Below are 15,376 nucleotides of genomic sequence, written 5' to 3' on the forward strand. Positions count from 1 at the left end.
TTATTATGCATGCATAATAAAATTAATAAAAAATACTAATTTAATTTAGTACCAATAATTAAAACCTATTTTTAAATGGGTTACGGTCTGTAAATCTTTTCTACTAATGTAGTATACATGGATTTTATTACATCTCGTTTCATTTTCATGGTAGGGGTAAGGTGTCCATCATCAATAGACCAAACATCTGGTGTTAGCTCAAAGCGTTTAATTTGCTCCCATTTACCAAATTTTTGGTTACAGTTATTAACTTCTTCTTGAATTCTATCTTGCACAATTTTAGAATTAGCAATGGCGCTATTTGTTTTTTCGATAGACAGATGTTTATGATCGATCCAATCTTTTATAAAATCGAAATTTGGTTGAATTAATGCGGCTGGCATTTTTTCGCCTTCGCCGATAACCATTATTTGTTCTATAAAACGCGATTGTTTTAAGTCGTTTTCTAATAGGGTTGGAATAATGTATTTACCACCAGATGTTTTGAACATTTCTTTTTTACGCCCTGTTATTTTAACAAAACCATCGGCGTCAACTTCTCCTTTATCGCCTGTATGGAAATAATCTCCCGTCATTACACTGGCTGTTTTTTCTGGGTCTTTGTAGTAACCCATCATAACATTTGGTCCTTTAATTAAAATTTCGCCATCTTCAGCAATTTTTACTTCTACACCATCAATAGGCATGCCCACGCAGCCTACTTTAAACATGTTGTCTTCGTAGCGACCTACTGAAACTACAGGAGAAGTTTCGGTAAGACCGTAACCTTCCATGACTTGCATACCGGCAGCCGAAAATATTCTGGTTAATCGCGGTTGCAATGCAGCACTACCAGAAACCATAGTGTGTAGTTCTCCTCCAAGAGCTTCTCTCCATTTGCTAAAAATTAATTTATTAGCAATTTTTAATTTAAATTCGTACCAAGCACCGTTTTTACCATAAGGCTCCCAAATTTCACCTAAACCTACAGCCCAATAAAATAATGCTTTTTTAATACCGGTTAATTCTTCGGCTTTAGCCATTATTTTGTCGTACACTTTTTCTAGTAGTCTTGGTACAACGCTCATCATATTAGGTTTAATCTCTTTAGCATTATCTCCAATTTTATCGATGGCTTCGGCGTAATATATAGACGTACCTGTGTATTGATATACATAAATTAAGACGCGCTCAAATACATGACAAATAGGTAAAAAGCTTAAAACTTTATTGCTTTTACCGTTTTTAAAAGGCACTCTTGGGCTACTTGATAAAGCATTACTAGTTAGATTCCAATGCGAAAGCATTACGCCTTTTGGTTTTCCTGTTGTACCCGAAGTATAAATTATGGTGGCTAAATCTGTCGATTTTACGTCGTCTTTCCTAGCTTCAACTTCATTTTGGTTTGAGGTGTCTTTACCTAACTCTAATAATTCGGTGTAATGCTTACAGCCTTCAATTTGATCGAAAGAGTATACCTCTTTTAATAATGTATAGCCTTTAACTTTGTTTACTTTTTCTAACACTTCGGTATCGGAAACAAAGCAGTATATAGATTCGCTATGGTTTAAGACATATTCGTAATCTTCTGCGCAAATAGTAGGATAAATAGGAATGTTTTGAGCACCTATTTGTAATGACGCTATGTCAATAATATTCCACTCTGTTCTATTGGTTGTGGAAATTATAGCAATTTTATCATTTTTTTTAATACCAAGTTTTAATAACGCTCTGCTCATGGCATTTGCCTTATCAATATATTCTTGGGTTGACGTTTTAACCCATTCACCATTATACTTTGTTACCAAAGCAGCATCATTAGGGTTGTTTTCCAATTGGTAATATGGAAAATCAAAAAGTCTAGTTATTTCTGTCATTTTTACTTGTTAAGTTTGGAGGATTGCAAAGTATGAAATAAATTGAGAATTTCAAATAATATAAAAAAAAGAGGGTCTTTTTGAAGATTACGTTTAATTTTCTGCTAATTTATAAAAAATTAATATTTTTAAAGTTAACATTATTATAAATACTGGTTTTATTGCAACCTTATTTTTAAGTGGCTTTAAGCCATGTTTTATTCTAAAATACATGCTCTTAAAAGTGAGACAACTATCTAATATTTAAAACATTATTAAGTTTAATGTTTTTCCTTTTGGGAAGTAGCGACTATTAAAGATTCTATGTTTTATTGGTCGTGCTTTTTTATAAAACCTAACGCTTTTGTTGTATTTAATTGTTTGCTTGATTCTAGTTGTAGAGATATTAAAATACCATCAATAGAAAATACTAAAACAAAAAAAGGTAGTGATTTTAAAATCACTACCTTTTTTTTATCAATTCTGTGTCGCTATATTATGACAATACCGTACTTATTTATTTTCAATCCAAAGACGCGCATTAACAAAAGCTTCTAGCCAAGGAGTTACCTCGTCTTTTCTGCCTTCTGGATAATTGGCCCAGTTCCATTGGAATGTTGAGCGCTCAATATGTGGCATGGTTACTAAATGTCTGCCAGTTTTATCAGAAAGCATTGCCGTGTTAAAATCTGAGCCATTCGGGTTATTAGGATAGCCTTCATAACCATATTTAGCAACAATATTGTATTGGTCTTCAGTATAGGGTAAGTTAAATTTTCCTTCGCCATGCGAAATCCAAACGCCTAAAGTAGTTCCTGCAAGCGTTGATAGCATTACAGAATTATTCTCTTGTATTTTAACTGAAGTAAACGAACTTTCGTGTTTATTAGAATCGTTATGAACCATTTTTCCATGAACCTCGTGTTCTGGATTAATTTCTTCTAACTCCATAAATAGCTGGCAACCATTACAAATCCCTACCGATAAGGTGTCTTCTCTTTTAAAGAAGTTTTTAATAGCCTTATTAGCTTTTTCGTTATATTTAATAGCGCCTGCCCATCCTTTTGCAGAACCTAAAACATCTGAGTTAGAAAACCCACCAACGGCACCTAAAAACTGAATATCCTCTAGGGTTTCGCGTCCAGAAATTAAATCGGTCATGTGTACATCTTTAACATCAAAACCTGCTAAATACATAGCATTTGCCATTTCGCGCTCTGAGTTAGACCCTTTTTCACGAAGAATAGCTGCTTTTGGTCGCTTGCCTTTTAAAACAGGTAGTTTTCCTGTAAATTGTTTAGGGAATGTATATTCAAGCGGTTGTTTTTTATAATTATCAAAACGATCTTGAGCTAAACCGTTTGCGGTTTGTTTCTGGTCTAATAAGAAAGACGTTTTGTACCAAACATCTCTGTTATGAGTGATATCGAAACTGAAATTATCGTCGTTATTTTTAATGGTTAACGTGCCAGAGTTATTTACATGTCCTAGGTTGAAAAACTCAATGTTGTTTTCTGTAAGTATACTTTCAACTGAAGCATCAGCTTGTAAAACAAGTCCGGAGTTTTCAGCAAATAATACTTTTATAGAATCTTCTTCATTTAATTTAGTAAGGTCTAAATCTGCTCCTAAATTAACATCTGCAAAACAAAGTTCTAATAACGTTGTAATTAATCCACCAGAAGCTACATCATGTCCTGCAGCAATTTTATCGCTAACAATTAACGATTGTAAGGTGTTAAATACCGTTTTAACATAAGCGGCATCTTTTACATTTGGCGCATCGTTACCAATAGTATTTAGGACTTGGTTAAATGAACTACCACCTAATTTAAAATTATCTTGAGAAATATTTATATAATATACATTTCCGCCGTTTTGTTTAAAAACAGGCTCGACAACTTTGGTAATATCATTACAGTTAGCACCAGCCGAAATAATAACGGTACCAGGAGAAATTACATCGCCATCAGGGTATTTTTGCTTCATAGAAAGCGAATCTTTACCTGTTGGGACATTAATTCCTAAATCTATAGAAAACTCTGAAACTGCTTTAACAGCTTCGTATAAACGAGCATCTTCACCTTCGTTTTTACAAGGCCACATCCAGTTAGCTGATAATGAAACCGATTTTAAACCATCCTTTAATGGCGCCCAAACTATGTTTGTTAAAGCTTCGGTAATCGAGTTTCTGCTGCCTGCAACCGGATTAATTAATCCTGAAATAGGCGAGTGGCCAATAGAGGTTGCAACACCTTCTTTACCTTTAAAATCTAGAGCCATAACCCCAACGTTATTTAAAGGAATTTGTAATGGCCCAACGCATTGTTGTTTTGCTACTTTACCACCAACACAACGGTCTACTTTGTTTGTTAACCAATCTTTACAGGCAACAGCTTCGAGCTGTAATACCTGCTCTAGATAGATTTGTAAATTTTTAGTTTTATATCGTGGGTTTTTATAATGTCTAGAAACCGTTTTATCGGTCATAATGGTTTTAGGAGAACTTCCAAACATGTCTTCCATGGCTAAATCCATAGGTTTGTTGCCTTTGGTTTTAGATTGAAAGGTAAAACGGTTATCGCCTGTAACATCACCAACGGTATACATTGGCGAGCGCTCACGCTCTGCTATTTTGTTTAAAGTTTCTATATGTTTTTCTGAAATCACCAAGCCCATACGTTCTTGTGACTCGTTACCTATAATTTCCTTATCCGATAGGGTAGGGTCGCCAACAGGTAAAGCATCTAAATCTATTTTTCCGCCGGTATCTTCAACTAATTCCGATAGGCAATTTAAATGTCCACCAGCACCATGATCGTGAATAGAAACAATAAAGTTTTCATCGCTTTCTACCATACCACGAACGGCATTACCAGCTCGTTTTTGCATTTCTGGGTTAGAACGTTGTACCGCGTTTAGCTCGATACCAGATGCAAAAGCACCAGTATCTGCCGATGATACGGCTGCACCACCCATTCCAATTCTATAATTTTCGCCACCAAGAATTACGATTTTATCGCCTTCTTTAGGCGTGTCTTTTAAGGCTTGTTCTGCTTTACCGTAACCAATTCCTCCGGCTTGCATAATCACTTTATCGAAACCTAAGCGTCTTGCAGGAGCATCACTTGAAGAGGCATTTTCGTTATGCTCGAAAGTTAAAACAGAACCTGTAATTAGGGGTTGTCCAAATTTGTTTCCAAAATCTGAAGCACCGTTTGATGCTTTTATTAAAATATCCATTGGGGTTTGGTATAACCATTTTCTGGCTTCAAACTTTTGTTCCCAAGGTCTGTTTTCTTCAAGTCTAGAATACGATGTCATGTAAACCGCTGTTCCTGCCAAAGGTAAAGAACCTTTACCACCAGCAAGTCTATCTCTAATTTCTCCGCCAGCACCAGTTGCAGCACCATTAAAAGGTTCAACCGTTGTAGGGAAGTTATGCGTTTCTGCTTTAAGTGAAATAACAGAATCGAAGGGTTTTGTAGTATAGTAATCTGGAACATCGGCACGCTTAGGTGCAAATTGCTCCACTTTAGGGCCTTTTACAAAAGCCACATTATCTTTATACGCCGATACAATATCATTTGGGTGAGCTTCAGAGGTTTGTCGTATCATTTTAAAAAGCGATACAGGCTTTTCTTCACCATCAATAACAAACGTTCCGTTAAAAATTTTATGACGACAATGCTCAGAATTCACCTGTGAAAAACCAAACACCTCAGAGTCTGTTAATGGCCTACCAATTTTCTTTGCAACACCATTTAAATAGTCTACTTCTTCATCGCTAAGCGATAAACCTTCTTGTTGGTTATATGCTGCAATATCTACAATATCAAGAATAGGCTCCGGTTTAATATCTATGGTAAATGATTCTTGGTTTAATCCATTAAATTTCTCAGAAATCATTGGGTCAAAATCAGAAAAATCTTTATCCGCAGCTTGAAACTCTTCAATTCTAATAATATCAGATATTCCCATGTTTTGGGTGATCTCAACCGCATTAGTACTCCAAGGTGTTATCATGGCAGCACGAGGACCAACAAAAAAAGCATCTAAGGATGCTTGTTCTATTTTTGGCTGGTTGCCAAATAACCATTCCAATTTAGAAATGGTTTCTGTTGATAATTCTTTTGTTGTTTGAACAGCAAATACTTTACTGGTTATGTTTCCAAAGAAATGAATCATTATATATTGATTTGTATGTGTTTAAAGAAAGCGCAAATTTAGGTCTTTTAAATAGAATATTTACAAAAAAAGTAATTACAATATGAAGAGTTATCCACGCTTTATTAAACAAAAAAAAAGACGACTCGCATAGAGTCGCCTTTTCTAAAATAAAATATGATTTAAAGTTTTATTATTTTTTTAGTAATGCTTTGATTGTTTGCTTCGAGTTTTAAAAGATACACTCCTTTATTTAAAATAGAAACATCTATTACTTTATTGCTTGGACTTACTTGCCCCGTTTTTAGTGTTTTTCCTAAAAGATCTAAAATTTTAAAATTTAAAACCTCCTTGGTTTCAATATTGAAAACATTGCTGGAAATAGGGTTTGGAAAAGTTTTTATTTGTTTTATAAAATTATCTGATACATTTAAAGTACTGTAACAAGTCCATGAAAGGTCGTCTATAGTGACACGATCTCCGCCAGAAGTTGTTTCGGCAATTACCACAGTTACATTTCCTTCAATATTAATATTGTCGATAGTTGTAGTTTGGGTGTCATCGCCATACGGTAAGTCGCCCACTTTTACTCCGTTTACTTGAACTTCTAAATTTCCAGTTCCGCCGCTAAAGGCTCTTTTAGTTGTTGCTGTTAAGCTTCCTATGCCTCCTGCAACTAGTGGAGAGGTTAATGATCCGGCAGAAGACGACCTACCATCAAAAACTAAAGCTCTACCACCGTTTAAAGTTTGGTCTGTTCTAGCTCGTGTAGCGCTCCATGTTTCCCCGTTATCGCCAGTCCAAGATCTATCGGAATAGCTAGAAGAATTCGATGGCATAAGCTCAAACGTTTCACTTACGCAAGTGTCGCCTCCACCTGAAGCTTCTAAAGTTGTTTCATTTATTGATGCACTTAGGTTAGATGTATTGTTTGCGGCATCAACGGCAAGAACAGCAAAAGTATAGCTGGTTTCTGGTGATAAATCTGTAACAGTAATGCTAGTAGCAGATGAGTTTGTTGATACATAATAGGCGCCATCAACATAAATATTATAAGCTACGACTCCAATATTATCGGTTGAGGCTGTCCAAGACAAATCGGTAGTAGTTGATGACGTGTTTGAAGCCATTAGGTTGGTAGGTGTTGTAGGTGCTTCGGTATCCGGATCTGGAGTGTCTCCCCAACGGTTTTCAGCAGGGTTTCCTCCCCAAATAACAGTGGCCAAATATGGGTTGTCTATAAATGGGTTTCTGTTGCCTTGGGCATACGTGTTGGATGTGTTAGCATGGTAGGTGTTTCTATTGTCTTCAAAAGCAGAAACAGGATCTTCCTCATTCCATTCTAAAAATAAATTAATCATGTCGGCATCAATACTGTTTGGAGTTCCTACACCAACGTAAGAGGGTTTGCATTGTGTGCCGTATCTTAAATACATGTACATAATTATTCTTGCAACATCACCTTTCCACTCGTCACCAGGATACCAGTTTCCAGAGATGTTTTGTGCATTACCAGAGCCATCCATAAATTTTAAATTACCTCTGTTGCTGTTCATGGTAACGTCTGAAGGTCTTAAATTATGAGCATCGGCATAAGGCGGAACATTGGTTCCATTACTATTTAAACTAGGGGAACCTAGCGAGTTTGGAAATGTGTGTTCTCTGTTCCAATCGCTACCTGCGCTACCGCCATTACTATTTTTACTACGACTTCTGTCGGTTATATAATTTCCGTCTGAATCGCTATAGCCGTATATTAATAATACGTTTAGGCTGTTTAAAGGGTCTTCGTCGGTAATTTTACTTGCTTCCCAAATACCAGGAGTGTAGCTAAGGTAATTAGTGTGTTTTGCAGCGGTTTCAACAGCTAAGTCATCAAATAGATCCATGCCAGTTTTATTAAAGTCTATATTTGAATAGTAGCTTTGTTGATTGGCCGGTGGGGTAAGTTGAGCATTTATATACGTCGAAATAGAAAGACATAATATAAATAAGTAATTTTTCTTCATAAGAGAGTTGTTTTAATACATTTTTGAGTAAAATTAAATGTTTAATAGATTATGCTACTAAATTCACTTGTTAACTTAACGTTAAGCTTAAAATGAGGCGATATTTTGAGAGAGAATTACTAAAAATTAGGAATTTGATAAACAAAAAAAACCGAGCTAATAGCCCGGTTTTTTGTTTTTTAAATCTAATAAAATTTATAAGCTAAAGTTTAATCTAGCAAAAACATAAGTACCATCGGAACCCATTTGAACAGAATCGGCAAGACCACCTTGGTCTGTCCATCCGTCAAATTGCGGTGTTGGGTAAGTGTTAAATAGGTTGTTTGCACCTAAGCTAAATTTAACTTTATCTGAAACTTCATAGCCTAAGCTAAGATCTACTACCAAAGCAGCTTCATAAATATCTGTGGCTACCGGGAAAAGTGCATCGGCTTCTGCTTGTGTTGTTGCAGGCGAATCTACCCATTGGAAATCCTGAAGCGTTACTTCGCTAAATTGCGTTAAAGTTGTAGTAACATTAAACTTGTTACAAGAGTATCCTAGGTTTAACCCAAATTTATAATCTGGAGCGGCAGCCTTAAGATAGGCTTGAGAAAACGGGCCAAAAAAGGTAAACTCATTTAAATCGCCATTATTGATGCTTTTAATTTTTAAGTCGTTAAAATTACCTATTAATGCTGTTTTAATCTTTCCGTTATCTCCTACATTAAAATCGTAACCTAAAACAATGTCAAGCCCATTCGTTTTGGTGTCTACACCATTTGCAAAAAATTGTGCGGCATCTACATTTAAAGGACCTAAAATAGCTTGGTCTGTAAAGTTATCGGTTAAAATAATACGATCGTCCACATTAATTGAATAAGCATCAACAGTTGCCGAAAAACCACCTTTTTTAAACGTAAATCCAATACTTGTATTAAAAGCTTTTTCTTCGCTTAATTGTCCAATACCAAAGGCTTTGGTAACGGTACTATTATTTGCAGATAAAAGTGAAGGAACCGAGGTGCCCGCAACAATATTGGTGAATTTTAAATTATAATATAGTTGTGCTAGCGAAGGTGCTCTAAATCCAGTAGAGATAGAACCTCTAAGGGAAAAATAATCGTTCAGTTTTAATCGGGTTGCTAATTTTCCGTTGAATGTGTTTCCAAAATCGCTGTAGTTTTCAAATCGAACTGCTCCTGCAACCATAAAAGCTTCACTTACATTAAGCTCTGTGTCGAAATAAATTCCGTAGTTAGTACGACTTCTATCTACGGCGTTATCTGGACTGTACCCCGGGAAACCTTGAGAGCCTCCAGGTAATTCGTCTCCATTACTATCGGTAGCTACGTTTTGTACCGCAGGATTTGTAATGATTACGCCATTATCATCATATAGTCCATAAGATGCTTCTTCGCCAGAAAAAATACCAAAATTCTCTGTTCTGTATTCAAAACCGAAAGCTAAGCTTAATCCTGAGGCTACATCATCTAAATATTTATTAAAATCTATACCTGTTGTGTTTTGAGATAGAAAATGTCCACCAGCATCAAAATCTGTAGGCGACGAATCTTGCATAGAAGCATTGTTACTATCTTTTATGTAGTAGTGGAAGTTGTTTTTACCGAACGTGTTATTAAAATCTAAGTTCCAACCATTTTCCATTTCGTGTCTTACACCAACCGATACAGAAACATCGGTAATGTTGGATGTAATTCTAGGAGTAAAGCCATTAGGGTATAAACTTGGTACAGCTCTATTATCGCCATCATCAAAACTATCACGAGAAAACGCATAAGCATCAGTATCTCTGTAGTTTCTGCCACCAAAGGCATAAATTTCGGTTTTATCATTAATTGGTAACGATGAGTTTATCATAAAGTTAAAACCGTCAACACCTGCACTACCGTAACCTTTTCTCCAAGAAAAACCTGGTCTTAATGTATTTTGTCTGGATAAAAACTCGGTGGTAAAATTTATATATCCACCAGCATCATTCAAAGCAACACCGTAATTAGCATCAATTTTTACCGTGGTTCCATCCCAGCTTCTGTCTTCACCATCTAATCTGTTTTTCCCTTCAACGTTATAAAGGGTTTCGCCTGTGGCTTCTTCCCAGCCATCACCAATTGCGGTGCTATAACTACATTGGTATTGTAGCCAACATAGCTAAACGTTAAAGTGTTAGACGATTTAAGGGTTATTTTATAGTTTCCATCAAAATCTGATGTTGTACCATTGGTTGTTCCTGTTTCTGTAATGTTTACTCCGGGTAGTGGAACGCCCGAAGCATCTTTAACTGTACCGCTTACTTGTTGCTGCGCAAATGTTAACGATGTACAAAGTAGAAATAAATAAAAATAAATTGTTTTCATATTTAATAATTTTAAGTTAGCCGTGGCTAAGATAATTAAAACCTTAATTTATATTTATGGTTTATCCTTATTTCTTGTGAATTATTCAATAAATATTAAAAATGACTTAATAATATTCAGTGTTATTCGGTTAGATAAAATTGTAAATTACTGCGAATTAACTATATATTTGCATTCGCAAAATTAGTTGTCTATTGTTGTAGGCAATTCAGTTAAAAAAAATAAGTTATAAAAGGGTTTTCGGTATTTCGAAAATAAAAAATATATTTTAGATGAAAGCAGGTATTGTAGGATTACCAAACGTAGGGAAGTCAACTCTATTTAATTGTTTGTCGAATGCTAAGGCGCAAAGTGCAAATTTTCCATTTTGTACCATCGAGCCAAACATTGGTGTGGTTAATGTACCAGATCCGCGTTTAGAAAAGTTAGAGTCTTTGGTTAATCCGGAGCGCGTAATACCAGCAACAGTAGAGATTGTAGATATTGCAGGATTGGTTAAAGGCGCAAGTAAAGGTGAAGGTTTAGGTAATCAGTTTTTAGCAAATATTCGCGAAACTGATGCTATACTTCATGTTTTACGTTGTTTTGATAATGATAATATTGTACATGTAGATGGTAATGTAAACCCAATTAGGGATAAGGAAACCATCGATATGGAGTTGCAGCTTAAAGATTTAGAAACTGCTGAAAAAAAGCTAGATAAAGTAAAGCGTGCCGCAAAAACAGGAAATAAAGAAGCGCAAAAAGAAGAAGCGGTTTTATTGAAAATTAAGGAGAATCTTGAAGCTGGAATATCGGTAAGAGCTTTAGAATTTTCTGAAGAAGATTATGAAGATTACGTTAAACCTTCTCAGTTTATTACAGATAAGCCTGTAATGTATGTTTGTAATGTAGATGAAGGTGCAGCGGTTTCTGGAAATGCGTATGTAGAGCAGGTAAAAGAGGCGGTTAAAAATGAAAGTGCAGAAGTTTTAGTTTTAGCCGTAGGCACCGAAGCAGATATTAATGAGTTGGATGATTATGAAGAACGCCAAATGTTTCTTCAAGATATAGGATTAGATGAGCCTGGAGCTGCAAAATTAATTCGTTCTGCATATAAATTATTAAATCAACAAACGTATTTTACTGCTGGTGTAAAGGAAGTAAGAGCGTGGACAGTAGCTGTTGGCGCAACTGGTCCGCAGGCGGCAGGTGTTATCCATACCGATTTTGAAAAAGGATTTATTCGCGCCGAGGTTATTGCCTATGAGGATTATGTGGCTTATGGTAGCGAATCTAAAGTAAAAGAGGCTGGTAAAATGCGTGTTGAAGGTAAAAATTACATAGTTAAGGATGGCGATATTATGCATTTCTTATTCAATGTATAATAATCAAAAAAAGATGTTATGTGACCTTGTAAAAGGTTTTGGGTCTATATAAACGGAAGCCCCAAGCTATCCGTTAACCTATATTAATGAGCCTATGACGTTAATTAAAGTTGAAACGCCAATTAATGCAGATATAAAAACCTGTTTTAATCTGGCTAGAGATGTCGACTTTTACCAAAAATCTTTAAAACAGCCTAAGGAAATTGCTATATCCGGAAAAACCTCTGGATTAGTGGATCTAGATGATATTGTTATTTGGGAAACTAGCCATTTTGGTTATGTACAGCATCTTACGTTAAAAATTGTAGAGTTTGAATCGCCCAATTTATTTGTGGACGAACTCGTTTCCGGAAGTTTTAAGACCTACCGACACGAACATATTTTTGAAGAGGAGGAGAATAAAACTATTATGATAGATAAGTTTTATTACAAACTGCCTTTTGGTGTTTTAGGTAAGTTTATAGACTGGATTTATGTAAAAGGATATATGACAAGGCTGTTAAAAACAAGAAACGAAATTCTTTGTTCTAAAGCAGAAATGGCAGTAACTGCATAAAAATGAACATGTTGGGATGTTAGTCTTTTTCTGTTTAAAAAGATAAAATATTTTCTATTTCCCAATTTAACTGGTTGGGCATCGTAATTCTAGGTTTAGTCCTTACGTTGTTAAAATGTGCCAACTTACTTTAGTGGTATGCAAACATCAAAACAATTTTGGTACGGATTAGGTCTTGGGGTTTTAGGTATTGTACTGTTCTCCTCTAAGGCTGTTATGGTAAAAATGGCCTATACTTACAAGGTCGATTCCATTAGCATATTGCTTCTACGTATGCTATTTTCCTTTCCTTTTTACCTGGTAATTGCCTTTTGGTATAACAAGCAAAATGGAAACGTTAAGCCCAATAAAAAAGATTATTTGTGGTTGGTGTTTTTTGGGTTTGTTGGGTATTATTTAGCGAGTTATTTCGATTTTGTAGGGCTTACCTACATAAAGGCTAGTTTGGAGCGTATTATTTTATTTTTGTATCCCACAATAGTATTATTATTGAATAAATGGTTTTTAAAACAACCTATTTCAAAAATTCAAGGTTTTGCTATAGGGTTAACCTACCTTGGAGTAGTTATTGCTTTTTCAAGCGAAGTCTCCATTACCGGACCAGACGTTATTTTAGGCGGCTTTTATATACTGTTAAGCGCCATTACGTATGCTTCATATTTGGTTGGTAGTGGTTGGTTAATTCCTAAATTTGGGGTGGTTAAGTTTACGGCTTATGCTATGCTAGTTTCATGTGTCTGCGTTTTTATTCATTATGGTTTTATTAGCAAGTCAAACCTTTTAGATCTTTCGTGGCAAGTTTATGTTTTAGGGGCGTGTATAGCCGTATTTGCAACGGTAATTCCGTCTTTTTTAGTATCTGCATCTATAAAAATGATTAGTTCATCAAACTTTGCAATTGTGGCAGGAGTAGGGCCTATTTCAACCATAATTTTAGCAGGTATATTTTTAAACGAAATGCTAACATGGATTCAGTTATTTGGAGCTTTGGTAGTTATAATTGGTATTTTATTAGTGTCCTTAAATAAAACATCAAATACTTAAAATAGGGTTATTGTTTCAATAATTATTTATTGTTAATTAATTTGTAGCCTTCCTGTTTTATTTTTTAAATGGTTGTGCTATATTAGCACACCTCACCAATTTTTCTAATTAAGAGTATGGCAGAAGAAACCAAATATACCGAAGACAATATTCGATCATTAGACTGGAAAGAGCATATCCGTATGCGTCCTGGTATGTATATTGGTAAACTTGGAGATGGTTCGTCTCCAGACGATGGTATTTATATTTTGCTTAAAGAAGTTTTGGATAACTCTATTGATGAGTTTGTAATGGGCGCTGGTAAAACCATAGAAATTTCAATACAAGGAAGTAAAGTTATTGTTAGGGATTATGGTCGTGGTATTCCTTTAGGTAAAGTAGTAGACGTTGTGTCTAAAATGAATACTGGTGGTAAATACGATTCTAAAGCCTTTAAAAAATCGGTAGGTTTAAATGGGGTAGGTACAAAAGCTGTAAATGCCTTGTCGTCTTATTTTAGAGTAGAATCTTCTCGTGATGGTAAAAGTGCTTCGGCAGATTTTGAACAAGGAAATTTAATAAGTAAAGAGCTTTTAGAAGAAACAAGCAGGAGAAAAGGAACTAAAGTCTCTTTTATTCCAGACGAAATCATTTTTAAAAAATATAAGTTTCGTAGTGAGTATGTTGTAAAAATGCTTAAAAACTACGTGTATTTAAATCCTGGTTTAACCATCGTTTTTAATGGAGAAAAGTATTTTAGCGAAAATGGTTTAAAAGATTTACTAGCCGAAAAAATAGCAGATACCGATTTACTCTACCCAATTATTCATTTACGAGGCGATGATATTGAGGTGGCATTAACACACAGTAAAACCCAATATAGCGAAGAGTATAATAGTTTTGTTAACGGGCAAAATACAACACAAGGAGGTACGCACCTTACAGCATTTAGAGAAGCCTTGGTAAAAACCATTCGTGAGTTTTACGGTAAGACTTATGATGCTTCAGATATTCGTAAATCTGTTGTAAGTGCTATAGCTATAAAAGTTATGGAACCTGTTTTTGAAAGTCAGACAAAAACCAAGCTAGGGTCTACAGATATGGGAGGCGATTTACCAACCGTAAGAACCTATATAAACGATTTTTTAAAAACCAAGTTAGACAACTACTTACATAAAAATCAAGAAACTGCCGAGAAACTTCAGCGTAAAATTCTTCAAGCAGAACGCGAGCGTAAAGAGTTGTCTGGTATAAGAAAGTTGGCAAAAGATAGAGCTAAAAAAGCGAGTTTACATAACAAAAAATTGCGCGATTGCCGTGTGCATTTTGGCGATACTAAAAACCCAAGAAATTTAGAAACAACCTTATTTATTACCGAGGGAGATTCGGCATCTGGTAGTATAACAAAATCTCGTGATGTAAATACACAAGCAGTTTTTAGTTTAAAAGGAAAGCCATTAAACTGTTATGGTTTAACCAAAAAAATAGTTTACGAAAACGAAGAATTTAATCTTTTACAAGCCGCTTTAAATATTGAAGAGTCTTTAGAAGATTTAAGATATAACAATGTGGTTATCGCAACCGATGCCGATGTGGATGGTATGCATATTCGGTTACTATTAATAACGTTTTTCCTTCAGTTTTTTCCAGAGGTTATTAAAGAAGGTCATTTGTACATTTTGCAAACTCCATTATTTAGGGTAAGAAATAAAAAGGAAACTATTTATTGCTATTCCGAAGAGGAAAGACGTAACGCTATAGAAAAATTAAAGCCAAAACCAGAAATAACCCGATTTAAAGGTTTAGGTGAAATATCGCCAGATGAGTTTAAGCATTTTATAGGTGAAGATATTCGTTTAGATCCTATAATGCTAGATGATAATATGTCTATTGAAGATTTGCTAGCCTTTTATATGGGTAAAAATACACCAACGCGACAAGAATTTATTATTGATAATTTAAAGGTGGAACTCGATATAATAGAAGATTAAAAGTGCTGCTAAAGCAGGAATCTCTGGATTAAAAATAAAGAAGGAGTTTTAATACATAGGAATTATTGATA

General features: G+C 35.0%; 9 protein-coding genes. 4 read left to right on the forward strand and 5 right to left on the reverse strand.

The genetic code is table 11. The features are described from left to right. Positions 1–80: 80 nt before the first annotated feature. From BMY96_RS10645 to BMY96_RS16220, 5 genes are all read right to left on the reverse strand, one after another. Entirely contained in the window at positions 81–1,856 is a 1,776-nt protein-coding gene (locus BMY96_RS10645) for an AMP-dependent synthetase/ligase (protein WP_092851962.1), read from the reverse strand. A gap of 492 nt (positions 1,857–2,348) precedes the next feature. Then, positions 2,349–6,023 (reverse strand): phosphoribosylformylglycinamidine synthase, encoded by a 3,675-nt coding sequence (gene purL, locus BMY96_RS10650; protein WP_092851964.1) that lies wholly within the window; start codon positions 6,021–6,023, stop codon positions 2,349–2,351. Positions 6,024–6,184: 161 nt separating this feature from the next. Next, positions 6,185–8,011: an endonuclease gene (locus BMY96_RS10655; RefSeq protein WP_092851966.1), complete on the reverse strand. Its 1,827-nt coding sequence runs from the start codon at positions 8,009–8,011 to the stop codon at positions 6,185–6,187. A 195-nt stretch (positions 8,012–8,206) separates the two neighbouring features. After that, entirely contained in the window at positions 8,207–9,994 is a 1,788-nt protein-coding gene (locus BMY96_RS10660; RefSeq protein WP_349267207.1) for a TonB-dependent receptor plug domain-containing protein, read from the reverse strand. A gap of 62 nt (positions 9,995–10,056) precedes the next feature. After that, the gene (locus BMY96_RS16220; RefSeq protein ID WP_349267208.1) at positions 10,057–10,368 is read right to left on the reverse strand and encodes a carboxypeptidase-like regulatory domain-containing protein; all 312 of its coding nucleotides are present in this window, start codon (positions 10,366–10,368) and stop codon (positions 10,057–10,059) included. Positions 10,369–10,640: 272 nt separating this feature from the next. Between BMY96_RS16220 and ychF the strand changes: the two genes are divergently transcribed. The 4 genes from ychF (at position 10,641) to BMY96_RS10680 (ending at position 15,305) form a co-directional block, all read left to right on the forward strand. After that, entirely contained in the window at positions 10,641–11,735 is a 1,095-nt protein-coding gene (ychF, locus tag BMY96_RS10665) for a redox-regulated ATPase YchF (RefSeq protein ID WP_092851968.1), read from the forward strand. A gap of 94 nt (positions 11,736–11,829) precedes the next feature. Further along, complete coding sequence (locus tag BMY96_RS10670) at positions 11,830–12,291, forward strand: SRPBCC family protein (RefSeq protein ID WP_092851970.1); 462 nt, start codon at positions 11,830–11,832, stop codon at positions 12,289–12,291. 138 nt (positions 12,292–12,429) lie between these two features. Further along, positions 12,430–13,335, forward strand: a complete 906-nt coding sequence (locus BMY96_RS10675; protein WP_092851972.1) for a DMT family transporter — start codon at positions 12,430–12,432, stop codon at positions 13,333–13,335. Between the two features lie 116 nt (positions 13,336–13,451). Further along, positions 13,452–15,305 carry a DNA topoisomerase IV subunit B gene (locus tag BMY96_RS10680; RefSeq protein ID WP_092851974.1) on the forward strand — a complete coding sequence of 618 codons (1,854 nt, stop codon included), beginning with the start codon at positions 13,452–13,454 and terminating at the stop codon, positions 15,303–15,305. The last annotated feature ends 71 nt before the right edge of the window (positions 15,306–15,376 follow it).

Source organism: Algibacter pectinivorans, assembly GCF_900112595.1.
GTDB classification, from domain to species: domain Bacteria; phylum Bacteroidota; class Bacteroidia; order Flavobacteriales; family Flavobacteriaceae; genus Algibacter_B; species Algibacter_B pectinivorans.